The organism is Providencia sp. PROV024, assembly GCF_032709665.1.
Taxonomy (GTDB): Bacteria; Pseudomonadota; Gammaproteobacteria; order Enterobacterales; family Enterobacteriaceae; genus Providencia; species Providencia huashanensis.
This window is the reverse complement of the sequence record NZ_CP120546.1, coordinates 200392-219930: the sequence shown is the minus strand read 5'-3', so window position 1 is coordinate 219930 and position 19539 is coordinate 200392. Positions and strand designations below refer to the sequence as shown.

The 19539-nt window shown below is 49.8% G+C and carries 35 protein-coding genes; all 35 read right to left on the bottom strand.

The features are described 5' to 3' along the window. Positions 1 to 60 precede the first annotated feature (60 nt). Entirely contained in the window at positions 61 to 585 is a 525-nt protein-coding gene (locus P3L56_RS22325; RefSeq protein WP_042847142.1) for a hypothetical protein, read from the bottom strand. Next, a complete protein-coding gene (locus P3L56_RS22320; RefSeq protein WP_042847144.1) occupies positions 585 to 959 on the bottom strand; it encodes a hypothetical protein in 375 nt (124 codons plus the stop codon). The genes P3L56_RS22325 and P3L56_RS22320 overlap by 1 nt, the downstream gene beginning before the upstream one ends. A 14-nt stretch (positions 960 to 973) precedes the next feature. Continuing rightward, complete coding sequence (locus P3L56_RS22315) at positions 974 to 1879, bottom strand: DNA cytosine methyltransferase (RefSeq protein WP_080750912.1); 906 nt, start codon at positions 1877 to 1879, stop codon at positions 974 to 976. Positions 1880 to 1889: 10 nt separating this feature from the next. Beyond that, positions 1890 to 2111 (bottom strand): hypothetical protein, encoded by a 222-nt coding sequence (locus tag P3L56_RS22310; protein WP_042847145.1) that lies wholly within the window; start codon positions 2109 to 2111, stop codon positions 1890 to 1892. A gap of 22 nt (positions 2112 to 2133) precedes the next feature. Then, positions 2134 to 2322, bottom strand: coding sequence for a hypothetical protein (locus tag P3L56_RS22305; protein ID WP_042847147.1), 189 nt, complete (start codon positions 2320 to 2322; stop codon positions 2134 to 2136). A gap of 11 nt (positions 2323 to 2333) precedes the next feature. Continuing rightward, positions 2334 to 2738, bottom strand: a complete 405-nt coding sequence (locus P3L56_RS22300) for a hypothetical protein (RefSeq protein ID WP_042847149.1) — start codon at positions 2736 to 2738, stop codon at positions 2334 to 2336. Positions 2739 to 2751: 13 nt separating this feature from the next. Continuing rightward, a complete protein-coding gene (locus tag P3L56_RS22295; protein WP_052219372.1) occupies positions 2752 to 3081 on the bottom strand; it encodes a glutaredoxin domain-containing protein in 330 nt (109 codons plus the stop codon). Between the two features lie 177 nt (positions 3082 to 3258). After that, entirely contained in the window at positions 3259 to 3570 is a 312-nt protein-coding gene (locus tag P3L56_RS22290) for a hypothetical protein (RefSeq protein ID WP_042847150.1), read from the bottom strand. Positions 3571 to 3627: 57 nt separating this feature from the next. Beyond that, positions 3628 to 4002: a hypothetical protein gene (locus tag P3L56_RS22285; protein ID WP_042847151.1), complete on the bottom strand. Its 375-nt coding sequence runs from the start codon at positions 4000 to 4002 to the stop codon at positions 3628 to 3630. 78 nt (positions 4003 to 4080) lie between these two features. Then, the gene (locus P3L56_RS22280) at positions 4081 to 4761 is read right to left on the bottom strand and encodes a hypothetical protein (protein ID WP_200129378.1); all 681 of its coding nucleotides are present in this window, start codon (positions 4759 to 4761) and stop codon (positions 4081 to 4083) included. A 40-nt stretch (positions 4762 to 4801) separates the two neighbouring features. Continuing rightward, positions 4802 to 6862, bottom strand: coding sequence for an ATP-dependent DNA helicase DinG (gene dinG, locus P3L56_RS22275; RefSeq protein WP_072035186.1), 2061 nt, complete (start codon positions 6860 to 6862; stop codon positions 4802 to 4804). Positions 6863 to 6968: 106 nt separating this feature from the next. Beyond that, the gene (locus P3L56_RS22270; protein WP_042847153.1) at positions 6969 to 7277 is read right to left on the bottom strand and encodes a hypothetical protein; all 309 of its coding nucleotides are present in this window, start codon (positions 7275 to 7277) and stop codon (positions 6969 to 6971) included. Positions 7278 to 7294: 17 nt separating this feature from the next. Next, positions 7295 to 7573 (bottom strand): hypothetical protein, encoded by a 279-nt coding sequence (locus P3L56_RS22265; protein WP_166268101.1) that lies wholly within the window; start codon positions 7571 to 7573, stop codon positions 7295 to 7297. A gap of 276 nt (positions 7574 to 7849) precedes the next feature. Then, positions 7850 to 8869: a ParB family protein gene (locus tag P3L56_RS22260; RefSeq protein WP_042847158.1), complete on the bottom strand. Its 1020-nt coding sequence runs from the start codon at positions 8867 to 8869 to the stop codon at positions 7850 to 7852. 2 nt (positions 8870 to 8871) lie between these two features. Beyond that, the gene (locus P3L56_RS22255; RefSeq protein WP_042847160.1) at positions 8872 to 10119 is read right to left on the bottom strand and encodes a ParA family protein; all 1248 of its coding nucleotides are present in this window, start codon (positions 10117 to 10119) and stop codon (positions 8872 to 8874) included. Positions 10120 to 10334: 215 nt separating this feature from the next. After that, positions 10335 to 10613 (bottom strand): hypothetical protein, encoded by a 279-nt coding sequence (locus P3L56_RS22250; RefSeq protein ID WP_042847162.1) that lies wholly within the window; start codon positions 10611 to 10613, stop codon positions 10335 to 10337. Between the two features lie 56 nt (positions 10614 to 10669). Continuing rightward, positions 10670 to 11014: a hypothetical protein gene (locus P3L56_RS22245; protein WP_042847164.1), complete on the bottom strand. Its 345-nt coding sequence runs from the start codon at positions 11012 to 11014 to the stop codon at positions 10670 to 10672. A gap of 105 nt (positions 11015 to 11119) precedes the next feature. Continuing rightward, complete coding sequence (locus tag P3L56_RS22240; RefSeq protein ID WP_042847166.1) at positions 11120 to 11380, bottom strand: hypothetical protein; 261 nt, start codon at positions 11378 to 11380, stop codon at positions 11120 to 11122. Positions 11381 to 11410: 30 nt separating this feature from the next. Beyond that, positions 11411 to 11647, bottom strand: a complete 237-nt coding sequence (locus P3L56_RS22235) for a hypothetical protein (RefSeq protein WP_042847168.1) — start codon at positions 11645 to 11647, stop codon at positions 11411 to 11413. Next, positions 11644 to 11913, bottom strand: coding sequence for a hypothetical protein (locus tag P3L56_RS22230; protein ID WP_042847169.1), 270 nt, complete (start codon positions 11911 to 11913; stop codon positions 11644 to 11646). Before P3L56_RS22230 ends, P3L56_RS22235 begins: the two co-directional genes overlap by 4 nt. 50 nt (positions 11914 to 11963) lie before the next feature. After that, positions 11964 to 12167, bottom strand: a complete 204-nt coding sequence (locus tag P3L56_RS22225; RefSeq protein WP_042847172.1) for a hypothetical protein — start codon at positions 12165 to 12167, stop codon at positions 11964 to 11966. A gap of 63 nt (positions 12168 to 12230) precedes the next feature. Next, positions 12231 to 12671, bottom strand: coding sequence for a hypothetical protein (locus P3L56_RS22220; protein WP_042847174.1), 441 nt, complete (start codon positions 12669 to 12671; stop codon positions 12231 to 12233). 14 nt (positions 12672 to 12685) lie between these two features. Beyond that, positions 12686 to 12829: a hypothetical protein gene (locus tag P3L56_RS22215; protein WP_162762198.1), complete on the bottom strand. Its 144-nt coding sequence runs from the start codon at positions 12827 to 12829 to the stop codon at positions 12686 to 12688. A 50-nt stretch (positions 12830 to 12879) separates the two neighbouring features. Beyond that, positions 12880 to 13062 (bottom strand): hypothetical protein, encoded by a 183-nt coding sequence (locus P3L56_RS22210; RefSeq protein ID WP_162762199.1) that lies wholly within the window; start codon positions 13060 to 13062, stop codon positions 12880 to 12882. 30 nt (positions 13063 to 13092) lie between these two features. Continuing rightward, on the bottom strand, positions 13093 to 13428 hold the full coding sequence (locus P3L56_RS22205) for a hypothetical protein (RefSeq protein ID WP_042847179.1): 336 nt from the start codon (positions 13426 to 13428) through the stop codon (positions 13093 to 13095). A 45-nt stretch (positions 13429 to 13473) separates the two neighbouring features. Then, entirely contained in the window at positions 13474 to 13701 is a 228-nt protein-coding gene (locus tag P3L56_RS22200) for a hypothetical protein (RefSeq protein WP_042847181.1), read from the bottom strand. Positions 13702 to 13725: 24 nt separating this feature from the next. Next, entirely contained in the window at positions 13726 to 13959 is a 234-nt protein-coding gene (locus P3L56_RS22195; RefSeq protein ID WP_162762200.1) for a hypothetical protein, read from the bottom strand. Between the two features lie 164 nt (positions 13960 to 14123). Next, the gene (locus P3L56_RS22190) at positions 14124 to 14642 is read right to left on the bottom strand and encodes a hypothetical protein (RefSeq protein ID WP_042847185.1); all 519 of its coding nucleotides are present in this window, start codon (positions 14640 to 14642) and stop codon (positions 14124 to 14126) included. 170 nt (positions 14643 to 14812) lie between these two features. Next, positions 14813 to 15112, bottom strand: a complete 300-nt coding sequence (locus P3L56_RS22185) for a hypothetical protein (RefSeq protein WP_042847189.1) — start codon at positions 15110 to 15112, stop codon at positions 14813 to 14815. A 75-nt stretch (positions 15113 to 15187) separates the two neighbouring features. Next, a complete protein-coding gene (locus tag P3L56_RS22180; RefSeq protein ID WP_052219409.1) occupies positions 15188 to 15745 on the bottom strand; it encodes a hypothetical protein in 558 nt (185 codons plus the stop codon). Positions 15746 to 15922: 177 nt separating this feature from the next. Then, positions 15923 to 16300, bottom strand: coding sequence for a hypothetical protein (locus P3L56_RS22175; protein ID WP_042847192.1), 378 nt, complete (start codon positions 16298 to 16300; stop codon positions 15923 to 15925). A gap of 205 nt (positions 16301 to 16505) precedes the next feature. After that, positions 16506 to 16763 carry a class I ribonucleotide reductase maintenance protein YfaE gene (gene yfaE, locus P3L56_RS22170; protein WP_080750913.1) on the bottom strand — a complete coding sequence of 86 codons (258 nt, stop codon included), beginning with the start codon at positions 16761 to 16763 and terminating at the stop codon, positions 16506 to 16508. A gap of 181 nt (positions 16764 to 16944) precedes the next feature. After that, the gene (locus tag P3L56_RS22165) at positions 16945 to 17241 is read right to left on the bottom strand and encodes a hypothetical protein (RefSeq protein WP_042847195.1); all 297 of its coding nucleotides are present in this window, start codon (positions 17239 to 17241) and stop codon (positions 16945 to 16947) included. Between the two features lie 202 nt (positions 17242 to 17443). Next, positions 17444 to 17863, bottom strand: coding sequence for a hypothetical protein (locus P3L56_RS22160; RefSeq protein WP_042847197.1), 420 nt, complete (start codon positions 17861 to 17863; stop codon positions 17444 to 17446). Between the two features lie 1182 nt (positions 17864 to 19045). Beyond that, a complete protein-coding gene (locus tag P3L56_RS22155) occupies positions 19046 to 19534 on the bottom strand; it encodes a hypothetical protein (protein ID WP_042847204.1) in 489 nt (162 codons plus the stop codon). Positions 19535 to 19539 lie beyond the last annotated feature (5 nt).

The window sequence follows — 19539 nt, the reverse complement described above, 5'->3', positions numbered from 1 at the left end:
GCCCCGCCCTCTCAGCCAACGAAGCTATTGCAGGTACAAAAAAAGGGGCTTTCGCCCCTGTCATTTGCAACATGACCAGAAATGTTTGGCGTGCTCTCCTGGCAATGTATATTGCTTCAGCGGCGAGACGAACTCAGTCAGCAGCGGATCCCTCATCCAGACGTTGAACAGCGTCGTTAACGTGAGCACTTCATTTTTAAAGCACTCACCTTCAGCCAGATCGCGCGCGCGGATGCGGGCTTCAGGCGACAGTGTTTGCCCCGCAATCTTCTCCAGAAAATTCACCAGTTCTAAAGGGATCCGGCCTAGCGATGATGGTGCAGGTGGCTCATTTAACAGGTGAGTGATGATTTTGAGCCAATCATCATTGTTAACGACCACCAGGGGGATATTGCCAGGACGGAAATACTCAACCGATACAGCCCCGCCGTCATAGGCCTTAACCGTTGCACAATCGGATAAGACAGCCCTGTTTTTGCCTATCACATAATACCCCTGGTGATCGCTGTGCGTGCAGGTGTGAATTATCCGCAGCCCCGCTTCCAGTATCTGTTCGCTGGTGGTTTTAGCTGGTGAGTGGCTCATTACTGCATATCCTTTTTTTCCTGCCGACGGTATAGCGCTGTAACGATGAACACAATCAGCGCGGCCATAATGAGTGGGTTTTTAAACGGTGGTTCAAAGGGACCGAAACCGATCACGATCGGCCCGCCAAGGGCACACGCCCACAGCGATAACCAATAGATGGTTTCAGGGAAGTTCTCTCGGACAGAAGGCCTGGAAAAAATGAGAACATGAGAAACCAGCGCAATCGCGACTCCCATCCACAGTGAGTTGATATCCAACGCTCCCAGAATTCCCGCGACGCCTGCACCAAACAGTGCGTATGCCAAAGCGGCATACTGAACCAGCATGGCAAGTTCCCGACGGTCGGCTTTTTGCTCTTCCGTTAATTTCATCTTTTTCTCCAGGGTTAATGAATGAGGGAAAACTTATCGCTAACCTGCGCCATGTAGCGGATCATCTCAATCCCTACCCACTCGCCGACGTAGGTGCTGACACCGTTACCGATCTGCTTATACGCGGAGGTATCGCATACCGGGAATTCAAACCAGTCTGGAACCCCTTGCAAACGTGCATATTCACGCACTGAATACGGACGCGCTCCCAGAGGGAAACGTTTATCAACGACTAATCGTGTCGATTTATCCTTTGCATAGTGAGCTACACACGTCGGCGCGATATCGTCTTTGGCCGGGTCGCTAATGATGGGTAAATCGCGATATCCGCCCTGTAGGCGTGTTTCTACCGACTTAGGGATACGAACATCCGGGTTATCCTCTAAAATCGCGCTGAGGGGGATTGGGCGCGTATTTTCCGGCGGGCGGATATCGAACGGGCGTCGTGTGCCAATGATGATCAGGCGGTGCCGACGCTGCGGTACCCACAGCTCAGATTTCACGGGGCAGAATACCTGAATGAAATAGCCCGCCAGCTTGGTCATGGCTTCCATAACGACCGGGAAAGCCTGCATGCCCGGCACGTTTTCAATGACATAGAACTCAGGCCGGGCGACAGCCAGGTGGCGCAGTGCGTGAAGGAATAGCTCATCACCCGTTCGCGTGCCGTGGATGTCGCCGATCGTCGAATACTTCGTACAGGGATAGGTAAACGACATGCCGTGGCAGCTATCCTGCTCCAGCACCATTTCCTGTGTGATATCGCAGTGTTTGATATGGTCGCCCAGGTTGTGGCGATAGGTCTTAACGGCATCTTCGTCCAGTTCGAAAGACTGGGCGATCTGAATACCGGCATTCTTCAGGCCGATATCCATCAGCCCGGCACCGCAAAAATAACTGTTCATCAGAACTGGTGACATTCGACTTTCCTCAGAGATGGTCGATGATTTCTATGGCTATGCTCAGCCATATTGCACAGAGAGAAAGTGACAACATCACGCGGTAACGTTTAGGAATGTCATTCTCGCTGTTGAATTGAAAAAGGGCCCAACCGAATATCACACTCATCAGCCCAAGAAGAAAATAACCCAGGGTAGCGTGCCCTTCTGGTGTTTTACCGATAGCCGATAAAATCTGGTTTAAATGGCCCATTAATGACAAATCGCCTTAAGGTCTAAGCAAAGTTAATCCAAAGAATTGTGGCAATTGCACCCAGCCCAGCAATTCCGCCCGCCACCATCAGACCCAATGATGGGCGAGGGATACAGCACGCTACGACGAAAAAGAGGATGAAAAAGGCCAACATAACAATGGCAAAGGGTGAAATGCCACTCGCTCCTGATACAAAGTCGTGTACAGTCATTATCGATACTCTTAGTGATTGGTTTGACGTTCAGCGGCATACAGGCGAGCCAGAATGCCATCCAGCGCGCCATCCAGCGCTTTGTAAAACGAATCTGTGCCAGCCATTTCGTCACGCATATCCAGCAGCGCTTCCAGCTCGGCATCGTCGATCGGCTGCACGGCATTGCTGGTGGCCGACACTACTTCGCCCGCATCAACAGGAACCCCGGCTTTAAACAGTACGTCGATAGCGTCCTGTCGGTACATCACCGGACGGCCGGAAGGCGGCGTCCAGTTGATAGGCTCCAGCATCACTTTCATTTCGACTTTTGCATCCACCAGCGCTTGTGTCAGCTCGGCGAGCAAGACAACGTCAGCCCCGCTTGGTGGTTGAAGCCCTAAGGCTGGAGGGATTGCGACGGTTTGATAGCTCACGGCATTCACCTTCTTACTTGGCTTCGCCAGGAGCCGAAAACAGTTCAGGCTCGCGCATCTCGATCATGACACACATCCGGGTATAACCAGAGATAGCATCGCCTTCTGGCTTTCCGTCAATCAGCGCCTTGATACAATCGGGGCGATAACCCGACCAGGACACCGCTTCGCCTGCATCAGGCTCCACCAGCACAACCGGCGCAGACTTGAAGCCCATATTGCGGAACAGCTCGCGATGAATTTCGATGCTGCCTTCTACGAACTCAACACCGTTTGCGGCCAGGCGCTCTTTGGTCATACGGCAAGGCTGGCAATTTGGGAGGCTGAAGATAATGACTTTCATGGTGACCCCTGTTATCGGTTAGTTTGTTTACCTGCAACCAGTATCCCCTCCCCCCAACGGCTGACGAAGCATTTGACATAAAAAAAGCACCTCGAAAGATGCTTTTATTTTGGTATTTTAAAACGCCAGGCCCGCATGATGTTTGGTGGAAAAATGGGGGGCGCTGCAACCGTGCTTTTACTGATAATTGGAAAGTGGTTGACCGATCATCCCAGTGACCTTCAACAGTTCTCCAGCGGTGACTGTGCGCAGCATTTCGGAGCGCCCGAACTTAACGTAATCCTCACGGGACATGGTTTTGTAATCCGGATGTGGCCTGTCGTTACAAAGCTGCCAATTCTGGTCAGCGCTATCGCGGCGAAGCACGAAGACATCGACCGACATGTGCAGGCCAGCGCCAAACATTGCCGTAGCAACAATTTTTGCCTGCGAACCATCATTGCGCTGAATAAGCTGTTCCGCTTTGGTGACCAGTTCTTGTTCTTTCATTTTTCGTTCCTCAGCTGGTGGTTGTCATAAACAGGGGGAACCCCCCTGCCCTATTGGTTATGGACGGTCTTCCAGTGCCAGGATCTGTTTATCAATCGCCTGAAGCTGTGCAGCGAAACGCTTTTCGATTTCGTTACGCAGTGCCTGATAGGCAAGTAGCTTGGTCGAATACAGCGGCAAGCCACCGTAGAATTCAGTTGGGTTACCGGCCGCGCCGTGTGAGTTAGGTTTTGACCAGGCCGGATAAATAGCAATGGTTTCACCTTTGAACGAACCGATCTTGGCAGCGTCGTAGGTAAAGCCAGTAGTTTTACCTGAAGCCGGGATAGCAATATCAGGCTGAACCTGATCAGTAACACGCAGAGCAGCAAGAAGAGTTTTCATGATGATTCCCTTATGTTGTTTGTTTTGTTTACCTGCAATCAGTATCATCCCACTCCACCCGCTGACGAATAGCTAAAACAAAAAAAGCACCAAAAAAGGTGCTTTCTATGCATAGTGGGATTTGCCTTACAACGACAGTTCGTTAATCCTGCCCTCCGGCCGTTTACCCAAGGTCGTCATCTCGCCGAATTCAAAGAGGCCGCAAATCTCTTCCCCGATCGGAGCCACCAGCACGCGCCAGCGACCTGTACCATTCTCACCCCAAAGCTTAACACCAGCAGCGTCCAGCTCTTCTTCTGTGGCGAAGAACTTTGCTCCTTCCAGTTTATCGACAGCGATCAGTAACTGGCTATCTACCGTAAAGCATATCCCGTGCTGGTTCATGAAGAACAAACGACGTTGTGCATCACGGGTAGAGATAATAGTTTCCCCGTTTGGTAGCGGGCTGGCTGAAGTGGTTTTCACACTAATCAACCGCCCTGCTTTCTCCAGTCCACCGATCAGGATACCTACGGCATTGGTCAAATCGCTGTAAGGCGGTAAACCCACCAGCTTTTGGAAAGCCATACGTTCATCGTGTGTTTTCAGCTCCGTAGTGCGAGTATGAATTTTACCATCGTCGTGATCGGCTGCGCCCTGCTCTGCCAGAATTTTTTGCAGCATCAGGTTGCCTGCTGTCCCAGGGTCATTCCACAGTTTCTCGCCCTTCAGTAGGTTTTCGGCAAACAGGCTGCTTGTGGAAAAAGGTGCGGGCACTTTGCCTACAAACTGAAATACCACAGTGATGACACTTTCATACTTTTCCATTACACACCTATTCATTCGTTTTGTTTACCGAATGATACCACTATCTGATCACACGGCGAAACGGCGGAAGCGAGTCGAGAATGTTCTGGCCGTACCGTGTGTTCTTGATGCGAGAGTCCAGTATCGTCACTGCACCTGTATCGGTCTCGGTTCGGATGAGTCGCCCCACAGCCTGGATAAGTTTGATACACGCCTGAGGAACGGTTATTTCTTCAAAGGTGTTACGCCCCGCCTTCTCCATCCACTCAGTCATCGTCTGACTAACCGGATCGCTCGGTACGCTAAATGGCAGCTTGGCAATAATCACGTTATCGCAGTAATCCCCAGGCAGGTCCACGCCTTCACTGAAAGAGGCCATGCCGAAGATAATGCTTGGCTCGCCACGATCAATACGCAGCTTATGACGGGAAACGATTTCCGTTTTCGGCATCGTGGTCTGCATGAGGATGTGCTCTTTGATGTCCTCCGGCATACCCTCACACACCTCTGTCATTTGCTTGCGGGATGAAAACAGCACCAGACATCCTTTACGCCGTAACATCAGCTTAGGCATCAACTCGATCAGCTCATCGGTATGCGCCTCGGCATTCTTTGGGGTACTGCGCATCCTGGGTACGAACAGAACACCGTTGTTCTCGTAGTCGAACGGGCTTCTCGCCAGCAACGTTGGCGTGTCCATTTTCAAACCCGCTTCATTCAGGTAGGCATTGAAGTTGCCCATTGTCCGCAAAGTCGCTGAAGTAATGATCACCCCATAGGCTTCGTTCCACAGCTCTCTATCCAATTGCTCACCAGCATGCACTGGGCTGCTATGAATAATGACCTCGGATTTATTGTCACGCTTGATGTTTACCCAGCGCGCTACCGGTACTGCAAACTCACCTTTCTTCGCCGGGGCAGCAAAACGACTCATCGCTTCAAGCAAGTTTTCTACACGGTTCTTTAAATCACCGATAGCCATTTTGTGGCGGGCATTATCCTCAGCGACAATTTTATCGCCTGCCTCATCAATGATGATTATCATTTTCTCAACCAAACTCTGCATTTGGTTTGCCAGGTACAGCCCGTTTTTAAACAGTGCGCGCACATCATTGGGTACGTCACCTTCAGGGAACCGATAGACGTCAATGTTACCGTGGTCGTTCCGGAAGTTGAGTGAAGATAAAAGAGTTCCGCGAACTGTCATCATCTCGGCAGCCGTGTCCGATGCCAGCGCCACCAGCTTGTAAACGTGGTCATTCATCTTCTCACCGTAAGGGGTCTGCATGTCCATCACCATGTCACTGACGTCACCCAACCAGCGCGCCGTGTTATCCAACGAGGCATTTGCGGCAAAGTGCTCAATGGCCTTACTTGTAAGGTGATGGCCTTCGTCGAAAACGTAGATGGTTTCTTTCGGCGGTGGCAGGATGACACCACCACCCAAAGACAGATCGCTCAAAACGATATCGTGGTTAGCTATCACCACATCGACTTCTTCCAGTCGGCTACGCGCGGCAAAGAAGGGGCAGTTTTTGTAATGCGGGCATTTAATCTTAGGGCACTGGCTGGCGACCGCATTAACTTTGTTCCAGGATTTGTCGGCAAGCTCCAGCGGATATGTATCACGCTCACCATTCCAGTCACCACTTGCGAATTCGTTACCCAGACTCGTCATGTCGTCGCGAACGTAACCATACGCATTATGCTCGGCATCGACGTGCGCATCGTAGCGCAGTCGGCAGAAGTAACGGCCACGACCTTTCGCCATAGCGTATGAAAATTTAAGACCGCCCTGGCTTTGGATTTCCGGCAGGTCTTTAACGACAACTTGCTCCTGAAGCGCCACGGTTGCTGTAGACAGAACGAGAGTCTTTCCCTTTTCCATCGCCAACGGGATCAGCGGCAGGCAGTACCCCAGCGTTTTACCGGTGCCGGTACCGGCTTCAACTACACCGACAATAGGCTTGTCGTTATCTTCGGGAATGTTGGTAATGATGGATGAGCAAAAGCGGATCATGTCTTGTTGACCAGCACGCGGCTTCAGTCCCTTGGATTCCAGGAAGTTGCTGTATGCTTTTGCCGTTTGTTCTTCGGCGGTCAATTTGGTTTTGCTGCTCATCGTTCTATCCCATAGATTTATTATTTACTGATTTAATTTTATCGCACCACCAGCGCTGACAAAGTGACATCCAAAATTAAACCGCCACAAAGGCGGTTTAGTTCACTTACTCCACAAACCAGAGCGAGGCAAGATAGGCGCACCCGGCAATCTTTTGTTCGTGCTTCGGGTCGAAGCTTTTCAGGATAACCACGATATGCGCCAGCGCCCATTTCAGTTCGACACCTTCCTTGGCTGCTGGTGGGCATTCAAGCCCGTGGTAAAACCAACGCTCAATGAATGCAATCCAGGGGTTCTTTCCCTGTTTGAATTCGTCAGGGATGAGATCCCATTTTGGCAGAAACTTTTCAATGTCCGGAGGCCCAAATGCCAGAATGACCTGTGTGATGTTCTCGTTCGGCGTCCACGTCTTCATGATTTTCCTTTCCAGCGTCAGGATTTGGTTTTCAGTGATTCGGCAATTTTGGTGAGCACCGCACGCAGCTGAGTTTCATCGGCGATGATAGCCGGGATGGCGTTCAGGCATTCCTGGGGCAGGTAGATATTACCGAAGAATACCAGCTGATCTTGAGTTGGTTGGAAGCTGCAAATCCACTCCCAATCGTTATTGGTTTCCCAAATACACAGCAACTCGGTACCGTCGTTGTTTTCGGTCGTCAGTTCCAAACCGCGACGCTCGGCAAAGCTATGGGTTGTCTTTGAGATCTGCATTTTTAATCCACGAGTAAGGGCGGTATTGAGTTCTATTATCCAGCAGTTCTACAGTTGACGAAGGGGGATGGAGGTGTTTTTTGTTTTGGCGAACAAGGGGGTGGTTTTTATTGGTTTTTCTTCTGCTTTAGTTGATATTCTATCGTAACACGCTGTTTATTAAGCGATTTTAAACTTTGGTTTTTTTGGCGAAAAAAATGGTTTTTGCTACAGGAAATGAGGGGAGGGGAGGGCTGTAAAGAAAAAGCCACCGGGGTAGGTGGCTTAGAAAAGAACTTACTCACTGTCTTCCTGAAGACTTTTTGTTAGCTTCAGACGTATCAGACGCTCTATGTCTTCGACGACTTTTTGATTGAGCCTGTTAAACTCAAAGCGGACTTTCCGGCCGTTACCACTGTAACTGATTCGTGCATACTGATCCTTGTTCTCGAATGCGACAATATCAGATGTTTTCCATGCAGCGGCGGGCTTCGCTTTATCAGCCATGATTTCCAACATAGTGGCTACTTCTTCCAGGATATCTTTCTGCGTCTCCTGAATATTCTCAACAGGCTTGTCCTTACGGTTGTCTTGGACTTCCTGGCACAGCTCACCAATGTCGATCATTTCCTTCTTCGCCGAACCCTGCACCTTCGCTAAACGGCTATAGAAAGTATTCGGGATACCTTCGCAATCTGGGAACAGAGCGATCAGGCGAGGGTCGATTTGGGCAGCTTGAATCCGCTTACGGACAGACTCGGTACTAATGCCGATATGCTGCGCAAGTTCCTCATTGGTCGTGAAACCATTCTCTTCCATCAGTTTCAAATACTGCATACCAACTTCGCGATACGAGAATTTGCGAGAGCTTTGTGCGGCGCTGATGATAGAGAAGATATCTTCGTTTGAGATATCGTTTGGTAATACCCACAGCGGTAAATCAGCTGATAGCTTTTCACAGCAGTAGCGGCGTCGGCTACCTTCAATGAGTTGATAGATTCCATCTACGCGGACAGCGATACCTTCGGTATCCACCCCTCTTTCCCTGATCTGCTCAAGGATGTCACGCATGGAGTTCTCGTCGAGCGCTTCCTGGTTGCGTGGGTTGAGGGCGTGAACCACTGTTTGCTCAGATACTTTACTGCCAGGAACGACAACATGCTCGGCATCGACTTTACGGCCATCTTTTAAGGTGAATGTTCTCTTAGGTGCGCCTGCACCCCGCAGTGGTGGTAATCCGCTTTTTTGCTCAAAGCCGGTTCGCTTGCCTGCACCCAGATACATATCCTTGCTTGTGCCTCTTTCTACGTCGGTCATTTTTATTTCTCACTTTTCGCCGAAAAACTTTTGATTTCATTAATAAATTGCTGATACACAGAAGTGACTGACATTTCTGCCATGTCAAATTGTTTTGCAGGGCACAGGTCTTCTGACTTCTTGATATCCAAGACGGTGCGGCCTCGTTCGGCCGCAGCAACAAACGCTTCAGAGTGTTTGATGTTCGTAGTCATAAACTTGTCCTGCACAGTTCGCACCAGCTTATTCAGAGTGCGAACTTCGTGCTGGCTTTTATCATCGACATTAACAGCCAGCACCTTCATCCATTTGATGTTTTCACCCCTGGATGGAAGTTGTTGCAGACGAGCGCCGATCGTCAACATGTAGTTCGTCGTGGATGCAAAGTCATATTCACGCGGAGTGATAGGAACGAGAAGGGCGTCGGCGGCTTCGTTCGTAGACCAGATAATTGGTGAGTCCTGCGGTGGGGTGTCGATGAAGATTAGGTCGTAATGCTGTTTCAGCACAGGGATAACAACATCTCTAAAGCGCGTTAAAAGCGTATTGCGCTCTTCCTTGTTCAACCGCCAATAGGTATCAGTAAAACGGTCATCAGTAGGGAAGGCCGTGATGACGTCCATATTTGGCAGGTGAGTGCTAAACGGAATGTTGGCAATGATGTCCGCTTCTGAGTAACCGGCGTTGATGTACTGTGAGAAATCACCCTCAGGCTCGTATTCGGCTAACAGCACATCAGTGATAGTCAGATAGATATCATCTTCGCTGGTGGAGCGGATCAGGTTGTTACCGATAGACCCTTGGGGGTCAAGGTCAATGATGCAGCAACGCGCGTTCAGATTTAAATCCAAAGCTGACGCCAAGGCGATCGTCGCGGTCGTGGTACTTTTGCCTGTACCACCTTTGTGGTTTTCAACGACGATAACCCGAGACTCATACATGTCGGAGTAACGGGGCGCGCCCAACTCATTCATGATGGCCTGCACGTCAAATCGTGTGTAAAGGTGGTTTTTGTTTTGGAAGATAGGCTCACCAATAATTTTCTGATCTTGTAACTCGGTCAGAATTTTAGTGAACGTATTACGTGACTTGCCGAAGAAATCAGCGAGCATCGTTTTGTTCAGGCAATGGTTATAAATGAGTCTATCTAAGCCATCTACCTGCTCATCAGTGACCTTGATGGTATTGGCTTCGGTGATGGATTCTTTCAGAGAAATTTGCTCGGCTTTCATTCGCTGGCCGATGACCAGGATTTGATCAAGAATTGACATAAATAGCCCTCTAATTGTTTTTCATTATTATTAATGCAAATTGAGCGCAAGACAAGGTAAAAGTGCATTGTAATGCACAATTATTAAATATTCGCATCGTGAATGTCAGGGTGGGGGTTGGCGAACAAGGGGGTTGTTTTCACATTTAAAAGATAGGTCACCCCCTCCAATGCACTGGCATTACTGTGTTTGAGAGGGAATGTACGTTTGACGAATTATTGAGTCTGTAACGCAGCGACTTCCGCTCTTGTGGCAAGGCGCTGACTACCAAACAACCCCTTGATCAGAACAGGTTTCTCTTTTTTCCATCCCTTGATGGAGTTCAAGCCAAACGGCTTCGGCTTGTTGTGATTCCAGCTTGCGATAACACTGGTCTCATTGACCTCGACGATCAGGACAGGGTGTACAGACACGGTGGGAATATTCGTGCTCCCCAGTTTGTGGCGAGTGATAGACCATACGGTATCGCCCACCTTCAGTTTGCTAATGACCATAGCAGAGTTCCCGGCAGATAAAATGAAGCCGCCCGCAGGCGGCTGGTGGATGGACGTTAGGAGTTAACCCAGCTGGTGGTTTGCTCCAGCGCGAACTTAACGATGTCACATTGGTAAACGTGCCCCTCGTTAGCATCGTTCGCGATCTTAGCGCCGATAACTTCAGCCACTTCGTAATACCAGATGCCCGGCCCTTCTTTCCCGGTGAAGGTCTCATCGCACTCTTCAACGATGTCGATAGCCAGTTCACGGATCCAATCGGCACATTCGATTTCACCACCACCAGCAACGTTGAAGTCGATACGTTCCTGCGCGGTGTCATCATTCACGATGAGTGGGACGCGGGTTTCGTTGAAGCTGCTGAAGATGAACATCGCGACCAGAGTTGGGTTCAGAGACATGGTGTATCCTCGTTTGTGTTATCAGTTGTTGGACTTCCAGTATCCACCAGCACCAACCGGTGACGAAGGCAAAAGGATGAAAAAAACATATTTATTACCGCTGCATCACTTGAGGGTTACCGCAGTTCCGATATACAGCATGCCGCCGTTCAGGAGTGGTGTTGCTTTAACACCGTACACGGCATTCGCCTCGCCATTTGACGCCTCGGATGCAGCCGCACTTAATTCCTCCAATGCGACGCGAGCTTGCCTTGACGGTATCACTCCCCGCCTATTGGCTTCAAAATTAGCGATGACTTGAACCATCCCATGAATTTTTTGTATGGCATAAATATCAGGAATGAGATCGGTTGTAAGTATCAGCATTGTTCTACCTCACGCGACTTGATTCACTCGCTACGCAGCGGGTGGAACTTCTTTAACGACCAAGATCTCAACTTCAGCGCCCTGTTCCTTTTGCGTTAACTCGACACAGCGCAACGCCGCAGATTTTGCAGAGCACCACGAGTGCGCATACCAGTCACGCTCTCCAGTTCGGCAGGCAACAGCATGGGTAGCTTTCCACGTCAGTTCCGCTTCTTGCACTTTGCCATTTGGCAGTGTGCAGTAAAATTTGCGCAGCCCCTTTTTCATTTGTCACCGTCCTGTTGGGCAATACCCAGAGCTGCGATCTCTTTGCGAATATGGTCAAAGCCAGCCCCAGTATTCACATCATAATCACTGACTACCGCATTCAGCACCTGTACCTGTTCGGCTGGAGTAAGGGCGCGTTCCAGGGAAAGGTCAGAAGCAACATCCGCGACGTTTTCGAGCGTCAGTGTATCGATGGCAATCATCTGGCCTTCTTTGAAATTGCTCATCAGATAATTGATCAGGTACTCACGAGTGCCGAAATTCATACAAATTCCTCAGATTGGGAAATTAGCCCCCGTAACCGGAGGCGATACAATTACGCTCGACGGCAATATGCCTGTCTGAGTTTAAAGGCTTCTTCAGCAAGATTGAATGCCACGTTAGCCGCTTCGCTATCCCTCGGCCCCGATGGACGGTTATTGTCCCAAAGGGTAGATGCCACACCCGTAAGCGCGCTTGCCAAGAGTGAATCGAAAACAGCTTGTTCCTCGTCAGAGGTGATGATTATCTCATATCCCATTATTGCCTCGTTATTGGTATAGGGAAGGGGGAGTGACCGCCGGAGCGGTCAGTCGTCAGTCAATTAAGCTGCGAGGAACGTGATCTCATACGAACTCAGTTTATCGTCACGTTCCATGCCTTCAGTCAGCGCGATGATTTCTTGCCAGAGGGCTTTGGTCTTCTCACCGCCACCTTCAACCATGCCATCGACCTTCAGGTAGCGTTCTGGGTGGGTGACGGTCAATCTGCGCTTCACGGGATCCCAGCCACTGTAATGACTGATTTGAATATCGATATCCGCCAGCTTTTCCGGCGCGGTACGTTTGAGGTTAAGCACAGCATCGAAGGTAAAGACAATACGGTCGTTATTGTCTTCGGTGTCGTACCAGACCGTGTAACGAGGCTTCTGACGCACACCGCGACCGGAGCGACCCCAATTGGTCGTGTGCTGACGGATGGATAGCAGGGTACGTTTATGGGAAGTGATACCTGCGTAACGTAACAACTCAGCTAAAGTATGCATCGGTTTTCCTCGTGTTATTTGTTTTGTTTACTCATTAAATTCTCACACGACCCGAACTGCTGACGAAGTGAATCACGATAAAAAATACGCGCCCTTTCATCCCATTCCCCAGGAAAACCAGAGCCAAACTCTTGGCCGCAAAATTGGCAAGCAGACATACCCCGCTCGACGCGCGTTCGGGCAGGGTATCGAGTTTTGAAATGGCTAATCAGTGTAGGGATTTCACCAATAGGCCGTTATCGCGGGCATGTATTAGCAAAGCATTGTGCCGTGACTGTACATCTGCCAAGTCACTTACGCTGCCGTTAGTGATCAGCCAACCATTGGTGCCTGGGGTGCTGTATTGCACCATGCGCTTGCCACCCGCCTGAGTGTAACGGTGTGCGCGCACCTCTATACCCTGAGGAAACATACCTACCCCCTAACTTCGCTCAATGAGGAATTGCATAGCATCATCGTTGCTACGCAGAACAACGTCTTTGTGCTCCACCCACTTGAAAGCACCGTTACTGCATTGGACAGGATCCCTGACAATCAGCGAACCATCAGCGCCAATGACATACTCATACCCAGCTTCTGCAATTGCTAAGCGATAATTGGAAGCCACCAGCATTAACAGTGTGTCGAATACTCCAGAGGCCAAGGCTTTTTTAGCGGCTTGAATGCGTGCCGATGTTCCGGCGTTTGGTTCCAACTGCTGAATACGCGTTGCATCTTCCAGGAGCATTACGATCAGGCCCTTCAGTTCGTCAATCATGGAGGTAACTCTCAATGCAGGGTGCCCCGAAGAGCACCGAGGGTTTTATTCAGGCTTGAAGTCCGAAGGGACGACAACGCGGAAAAAATCGAAGTCCTGCACGGTGGCCTTACGCATGTCATCCGATGGGGTGATCAGCTGCGGCTCCATAGACAGGCACGCACCTAACTGCGGCTTGCTTGCCAGAACGCCTAAGATGTTCGGTTGCTCAGGAAAGGTATAACCAAATGTGTGGCCGTTCTTGACCCAGTATGTACCGTTGATTGCGCTCATCGCTTTTGTCCTTACGCTGGTGGATCAGTGGGTCAGATAATGGTTGATGGCACGCTCAACGAACGAGACCGGCAGACCACTGCCATGCGCCAGGCGCTGAGTGTTAGAACGAACCAGCTCACGCTCATAACCAAAGCTGCTGCTGTAGTGGTACCACAACGTGCGACCTTTCTTGAACAGGTCGGACTCGTTTGCTATGCGCATGAACTGAGCCGGAGTCTGGCTCGGGCGTTTTGGTTTTTGGTTGATAGCGTTCATAGTAATGACCTCGATAACTGTTATTCGTTTTGTTTACTGCCTCTAAAAACAGTATCACCCACGGGTAACCGCTGACGAAGCGAATCGAAGGAAAAAAAGATATTTTTTTGAGAGGGGAGGGCAAAACAGAATGGGGGAGATCCCCCCATAGTTTAGATGGCGTATTACCGTTCGGTAATGCTGGTGGCATTTTGCATTCCGGAAAGTTTCACCCAGGCCATAACTTGTTCTTTGTCCAACTGGCCGCTCAGGGTGATGTAAGCCGGAGCGGCAACCAGGAGCGAATTACCGATAGAGAAATGGACGTTCACATCAACGCGGGACGCCCAAGGTATAGCAAACCAGAACACGGCATCGAATGGGGAGTGGATATTGATGCCATGTATCAGCTTCACTTCCCAGCGAACACCATATTCACCTCTGATGCCACGATAGAGGTGACCACGATCGCAGGCCCAGTCATCACCATCTACGTCACGCCAGATAAGCAGTTTATCATCTACAGCCTTAACGCTAGCCCCATAACGGGATAACAGATTCAGGATGGCCGCTGGTTCCTTAGCGAGGATGCTTTCAAGAACCACTCGCGAATCACCACGAACCTGTGTCACCGTCACAGTATCGTTTTCACCGAACCAAACTTGATGACCACTTTCTGCCAGGTGAGCAATCAGATTTAACATTGTAACTCCATGTGTTAATTATTTTTGTGTTAATAGTTAACCATGACCTTTACCGCTGACGAAGTTAAAAGGACGACAAATTTGGAAGGTGTTAAAACGGGGATTAATTGCAAAGAGATTGGCAAACCACATCATGCTTAGGTCTGCCGATATGAATGGCGCAGCAGATCTCAGTTTTTGCAGTCGAGCTTTTTGACGAGCCAGCGCTGAACCGGGAGGGTCTCTAACTCCATTTCAATGGTACATCTCTGGTCTGCAATGATGGCTTCATAGGTTAACGTGTCTTTAGAAACCGTACCCTGGGAAATGAAAATCTTTGCATTTGCTAAATAATCAAATGCAACCTTGCGAGCGATGTGCTCGTTCTCTTCGTTCAGATGCAGTTTTGGCAACTCACCCTCAGCCGTAGTAGCTTGAGCCAATGTAGGTAACGCAAGGGTCAGCGACAATAAAATAAGCAATCTTTTCATTGGATATTAACCTGTTGGGATTATAATCTGCCGAAGCATATCATTTCTGATATACCTCGGTTCTGTTTTTTTGGGTTATCCGCCAGGGTAAAGCAACTCGAAACGTTGAAGGAAAGCAACGCGGGCTTCCTCCGCCGGGAGAAGTCGTAACCCCATCAAATCCGCTGGTGGATATTTAGCGGGATCCGGAAACGCCTGGGCACCATGTCGGCCGAACATACTCATTTCAGTTGCGAGCATACGCAAATCAGCCACTTTCACCTCCGGCGACTCCACCAGCGGCAAACCATACTTTGCTCGAATAGCGCGATCGACACGACCTTCGATTTCACGGTAGTCCGGCAAGCGCGCTTTAAGAGGGCTGCTCACATCACCGCAGTATGCTTCACTGGCATCATGCATCAAGGCTTCGAACGCAAGATGCGGTTCAACCAAATGGCTGACCAGCACGCAATGCTGAGCCACGCTGTAATGCTGATCCAGGTGACCGGTAAAACGACAGATATTGGACAGAGCCGTCGCGATATCCTCAATATTAATCGCATCAGGGTTGATATCTTGGAACGAAAAACGTTTCCCGCTGTGGGTCAGTATCCAATCCGGGGCGGAGCCTTGTTTTACTTGTACGTGCATAGCTGCCAACAACTGCGCCACCAGCGACCGCTCCAACACAGTCAAATTACCAGACGTATCTGCCTGAAGGAATTCAAGCTGCTGTTTAGTGTACTTCGGCAAAGTCATCTTCTCTCCGATTTCATAAACGCTTTAACGCGCAGATTTTAAAGCCAACTTGTAACGGGTCTTTACTGCTTACTGACTGATTTTGCTCTTCTGAATTTGTTGCCAGGCCTCAATCTCTCTTTGAGAATCAGCATCCATGTCACCGGCCTGCAATGTGATTTGTTCCTCCAGAATGGAATCGAGATAGAGGTGATAGCGAGCACGCCGCTGTATACGCATAACAAAGAGAGCAAATACCAATACCCCACTACCGATCAGCGAGAAGGAAATGGCTGGGAGTGATGTCATCGGCATAGAGGAACTGCCGTCGTTAATCCACATAGACAGCTTTACCACCAGCACCGCAATGACCAATAGAACTACTGGGCGCATGATTGGGCGAATGGTACTGAAGCGGTCATCCCGGATGGAAAGGAGAACACCTTGAGAGGGGTCGTAGAGTGCCATCGTAAATACTCCGGTTGTTAATCTTAAAACAAAGCTAGCACGGTGCATTTGGCTGACGAATAGCGAGCGGCCACAGTAGAACGTCTTTTTTGGGTAAGTGAGAGCGCTTGATTACGTATGAGAGATACCAGAAAAAAACGCCACTGTTGCTGGTGGCGCTTAATCATATCGTGTATGAATTATCGAACGGAACAGACGGAAGCGATTAGATATCCAGCTCAACGTCAGTTCGGGGACGACAACAACAAGGCAACACTTCGCCTGGATTCACAAAGGCCAGGGGCTTAGTCACATACTCCACCGTACCGGCCAGTAAAGACACTCGGCACGAACCGCAGTAACCTTCCCGGCACTGATACTCAACCACAATGCCTACTGACTCCAGTCGTTCGAGGATGGTACTCACGTCGCTGGTGGCTTCAATCCGCTTTTTGCTATGTACTGCATGGATACACCCAGACATAATTCCACCCTATGTAGTGATACTGAACCAAGGGATCTTAAAATGTGCTAAAAACGCCTCAGCGGCTCCCAGAGGCGTTTCTTTGTTTCCAGTGCAATCGTATGTGGATTTAAATCAAAAAGTCGCCCTGAGACGTTTTCATGGCGAATGAGAAGGGATCCCGATCCTTCTCCGATCTACTTTACGACGCCGTGGAGCGACTCACGGCGTCGATAAAACGTTTTTCCCCAACACCAAACAAGAACGAGTCCAGCGCTTTACGGCCCGCTAACTCAGCCCCTTCCAATGCCGTTGCCAGGAAGTCGATCGGGCACACCATGCGGCCAGACAGCTTATGGGTGACCACCAGGTGATGGTCATTCATGGAGCGGGTAACCAGAAACTCTACTTGTTCACCATGTACCGATCGGCTGAAGCTCGCTTCCACTGAAACATGCGCATAACCATTTGCCGTTTTTACCTTGCCTGCCAACTCCATACGCTTCTCCTGTGTCGTTTTCTTGTCTGTGGTCAATCCTACCACCAAGCACCCTCCGACAAAGCGGGATTAACACAACTTGCCAGCGATTCTCTCGGCCAACCCCTCACAGGAGAACAACAAGTTATTTTCCTGTTCACGGTTCCCAAAATGAAAAAACCGCCCAAGTGAAGGCGGTTTCAAATCCAGCATATTGCTCGCGTTATTCCTCGGTCAGAGGCTTCAACGAGAAACGCCCAATCCGGGTATAGCGACCCAGATAGAACCCGACGAACGAGCTCAACACCACACACATGGTTCCAGTAAACCCAATTGGTTCATGCAGTACATGCTGCTGAATGTTCATGATCGCCCACATGCAACCGGCGTAACACAGAAAACCAGAAACGGATACCAAACGTTGCTCTCCGTTTGTCAATGGCCTTAGCCACCCATACACCGCGCAACCAAATAAAGCGAAACAGATAAACAGGCTCGGAAACGCTCCATCAGCCAGGGCATTCATCCCCGCCACAACCAGAAACAGTAACGATACGTTAAACCAGTACAGAGATCCCGGTGCCGGTATTTTAGTGCCAAACAATCCAGACTCACTCGGTGCCTTTGCCGCTTCGATGCTCATGCTTACCCCTCGTTGATTGTTAGTTCGTGATCGGCCAATCCAATCACTTGAGCCCTCGACATCCCCCACGGATAACGAGAGCAAAACTCAGAACTTTAAAACCCTGCCCAGCCTCATCACCAAATCGCGATAAAGCCACTTTCTTCGCCCCCGACAGAGTGACCCACCTTGTGACACAACATCACCAGATGAATATTAAGACCCATACGCTCCGTGACGAAATTGCTTAACGAAGCCAATGATGAGTATCCAATTTCGTCACTGAATGCCTTGCCCGCGAAATCACAAAGTAACTTCACCAAACCTATCTCATCCACCAGCGCCAGGCTCAACGTCAACGCAACTACCTCTGTGCGCTCTCCCACCCCAGATGCTCGTTGCGCCGATCGCTCTGTGGCAATTCCGCCGCATCCGACAAGCTCGGCTCCACACTTTTCAACAGCGTGAACTATGGGGACCCCCAAAACTCTCCCTCAGGGCTTCCTTCTCAAATAACCGGGTGGAAAGCTGAACCCTCTTTCACACCCGAGAAACGACTCAAAGAGTACGGGAGCCAAAAAAATCAGGCAAAGGTTATCGGCCTCGTTTTGCGCCCGTTTTGGGACGGACTCAAAACCAAATCCGTTAACACCCCCAGTGGAATAAACCGTAAAAAACCCCAAAACCCCCGGAGGAAACTCACTCCAAAAATCCAAAATGCATTCACACCCCTCAACAACCCCCGGAGGAAAATCATTCGAGGCATCCTGCTCATCTAAACCTCATACTGAACCCGCCATCCGCGACCCGCGAAGTGCTCTAACTCAACACCCTAAACAATCCCACCCATATCATTGCCCGCAATCCCTGAGAAAAAACAAAGCGCCATTTCCGTACCTCATTCTCACTTTGTTTACCCGAATTACATTCACATCGAGAACAAAACAAAAACAAAATCGCTCCTTCTTGTTTCGTTTACCTTCCCACCTTTCCCGATCGCAAATAGTCACCGCAAAAAAAACAAACCCGGCCATCCCGAATTCATTCTTGATACCCCAGCGCCCGTTGAAAGCCCGAGAGTCGCCTAAAGGCTCACTAACTGATCGCCTGAAGGCTCACTTTACAGAGGGAGACGTGTTTAAAATTAGGCGTAAAAAACCGGGACGGTGCCCGGCTTCAGATGTGCTATGGCGATGCGTTAAGTTAGCTCATAGAGGCAAGCTCATGGATTGGCGCGCTCATATTGAGAGACCAGCGGGAGACCTTGTTCTCAGCATCAACTTGATAGCTGACCAGGAACATGTAAATCCCGAAGCACAAGCGTGAAGGCTCAGTGAAGCCCAGCATGCATTTCGATTCCCTCGCCCCGAACAATGCCATCACCTTCAAGAGAACGTCCTGATCCCATTCATCAGCATGATGGATATACACCAGAGTGTTGCGTTGCAGACCCTTCGCAAATACTTCAAGTGCAGCCAGATCACTATTGGTATCAGCCAACACCTTAACGGCCGCGATCTTTTTGTGATTCGCCATTGTCATTACCGTTTCGACAGTACCGTCCAAAACTTCATGGGTCGCCTTTAGTCCCCAAAGTAACTCTTCGTGTTTTGTACCCAGGTTGCGGGTGAAATTTGCGCACACTTCACTGATTGCAATTGTTGCGTGTCTGTTAACGTTTTCGTGAGACATTCTCA

Excerpts from the sequence above, each read along its gene's own strand:
- P3L56_RS22325 (WP_042847142.1), bottom strand. The coding sequence starts at position 585 with ATGAGCCACTCACCAGCTAAAACCACCAGCGAACAGATACTGGAAGCG.
- P3L56_RS22320 (WP_042847144.1), bottom strand. The coding sequence starts at position 959 with ATGAAATTAACGGAAGAGCAAAAAGCCGACCGTCGGGAACTTGCCATG.
- P3L56_RS22315 (WP_080750912.1), bottom strand. The coding sequence starts at position 1,879 with ATGTCACCAGTTCTGATGAACAGTTATTTTTGCGGTGCCGGGCTGATG.
- P3L56_RS22310 (WP_042847145.1), bottom strand. The coding sequence starts at position 2,111 with ATGGGCCATTTAAACCAGATTTTATCGGCTATCGGTAAAACACCAGAA.
- P3L56_RS22305 (WP_042847147.1), bottom strand. The coding sequence starts at position 2,322 with ATGACTGTACACGACTTTGTATCAGGAGCGAGTGGCATTTCACCCTTT.
- P3L56_RS22295 (WP_052219372.1), bottom strand. The coding sequence starts at position 3,081 with ATGAAAGTCATTATCTTCAGCCTCCCAAATTGCCAGCCTTGCCGTATG.
- P3L56_RS22290 (WP_042847150.1), bottom strand. The coding sequence starts at position 3,570 with ATGAAAGAACAAGAACTGGTCACCAAAGCGGAACAGCTTATTCAGCGC.
- P3L56_RS22285 (WP_042847151.1), bottom strand. The coding sequence starts at position 4,002 with ATGATACTGATTGCAGGTAAACAAAACAAACAACATAAGGGAATCATC.
- P3L56_RS22280 (WP_200129378.1), bottom strand. The coding sequence starts at position 4,761 with ATGGAAAAGTATGAAAGTGTCATCACTGTGGTATTTCAGTTTGTAGGC.
- dinG (WP_072035186.1), bottom strand. The coding sequence starts at position 6,862 with ATGAGCAGCAAAACCAAATTGACCGCCGAAGAACAAACGGCAAAAGCA.
- P3L56_RS22270 (WP_042847153.1), bottom strand. The coding sequence starts at position 7,277 with ATGAAGACGTGGACGCCGAACGAGAACATCACACAGGTCATTCTGGCA.
- P3L56_RS22265 (WP_166268101.1), bottom strand. The coding sequence starts at position 7,573 with ATGCAGATCTCAAAGACAACCCATAGCTTTGCCGAGCGTCGCGGTTTG.
- P3L56_RS22260 (WP_042847158.1), bottom strand. The coding sequence starts at position 8,869 with ATGACCGACGTAGAAAGAGGCACAAGCAAGGATATGTATCTGGGTGCA.
- P3L56_RS22255 (WP_042847160.1), bottom strand. The coding sequence starts at position 10,119 with ATGTCAATTCTTGATCAAATCCTGGTCATCGGCCAGCGAATGAAAGCC.
- P3L56_RS22250 (WP_042847162.1), bottom strand. The coding sequence starts at position 10,613 with ATGGTCATTAGCAAACTGAAGGTGGGCGATACCGTATGGTCTATCACT.
- P3L56_RS22245 (WP_042847164.1), bottom strand. The coding sequence starts at position 11,014 with ATGTCTCTGAACCCAACTCTGGTCGCGATGTTCATCTTCAGCAGCTTC.
- P3L56_RS22240 (WP_042847166.1), bottom strand. The coding sequence starts at position 11,380 with ATGCTGATACTTACAACCGATCTCATTCCTGATATTTATGCCATACAA.
- P3L56_RS22235 (WP_042847168.1), bottom strand. The coding sequence starts at position 11,647 with ATGAAAAAGGGGCTGCGCAAATTTTACTGCACACTGCCAAATGGCAAA.
- P3L56_RS22230 (WP_042847169.1), bottom strand. The coding sequence starts at position 11,913 with ATGAATTTCGGCACTCGTGAGTACCTGATCAATTATCTGATGAGCAAT.
- P3L56_RS22225 (WP_042847172.1), bottom strand. The coding sequence starts at position 12,167 with ATGGGATATGAGATAATCATCACCTCTGACGAGGAACAAGCTGTTTTC.
- P3L56_RS22220 (WP_042847174.1), bottom strand. The coding sequence starts at position 12,671 with ATGCATACTTTAGCTGAGTTGTTACGTTACGCAGGTATCACTTCCCAT.
- P3L56_RS22215 (WP_162762198.1), bottom strand. The coding sequence starts at position 12,829 with ATGTCTGCTTGCCAATTTTGCGGCCAAGAGTTTGGCTCTGGTTTTCCT.
- P3L56_RS22205 (WP_042847179.1), bottom strand. The coding sequence starts at position 13,428 with ATGATTGACGAACTGAAGGGCCTGATCGTAATGCTCCTGGAAGATGCA.
- P3L56_RS22200 (WP_042847181.1), bottom strand. The coding sequence starts at position 13,701 with ATGAGCGCAATCAACGGTACATACTGGGTCAAGAACGGCCACACATTT.
- P3L56_RS22195 (WP_162762200.1), bottom strand. The coding sequence starts at position 13,959 with ATGAACGCTATCAACCAAAAACCAAAACGCCCGAGCCAGACTCCGGCT.
- P3L56_RS22190 (WP_042847185.1), bottom strand. The coding sequence starts at position 14,642 with ATGTTAAATCTGATTGCTCACCTGGCAGAAAGTGGTCATCAAGTTTGG.
- P3L56_RS22185 (WP_042847189.1), bottom strand. The coding sequence starts at position 15,112 with ATGAAAAGATTGCTTATTTTATTGTCGCTGACCCTTGCGTTACCTACA.
- P3L56_RS22180 (WP_052219409.1), bottom strand. The coding sequence starts at position 15,745 with ATGCACGTACAAGTAAAACAAGGCTCCGCCCCGGATTGGATACTGACC.
- P3L56_RS22175 (WP_042847192.1), bottom strand. The coding sequence starts at position 16,300 with ATGGCACTCTACGACCCCTCTCAAGGTGTTCTCCTTTCCATCCGGGAT.
- yfaE (WP_080750913.1), bottom strand. The coding sequence starts at position 16,763 with ATGTCTGGGTGTATCCATGCAGTACATAGCAAAAAGCGGATTGAAGCC.
- P3L56_RS22165 (WP_042847195.1), bottom strand. The coding sequence starts at position 17,241 with ATGGAGTTGGCAGGCAAGGTAAAAACGGCAAATGGTTATGCGCATGTT.
- P3L56_RS22160 (WP_042847197.1), bottom strand. The coding sequence starts at position 17,863 with ATGAGCATCGAAGCGGCAAAGGCACCGAGTGAGTCTGGATTGTTTGGC.
- P3L56_RS22155 (WP_042847204.1), bottom strand. The coding sequence starts at position 19,534 with ATGTCTCACGAAAACGTTAACAGACACGCAACAATTGCAATCAGTGAA.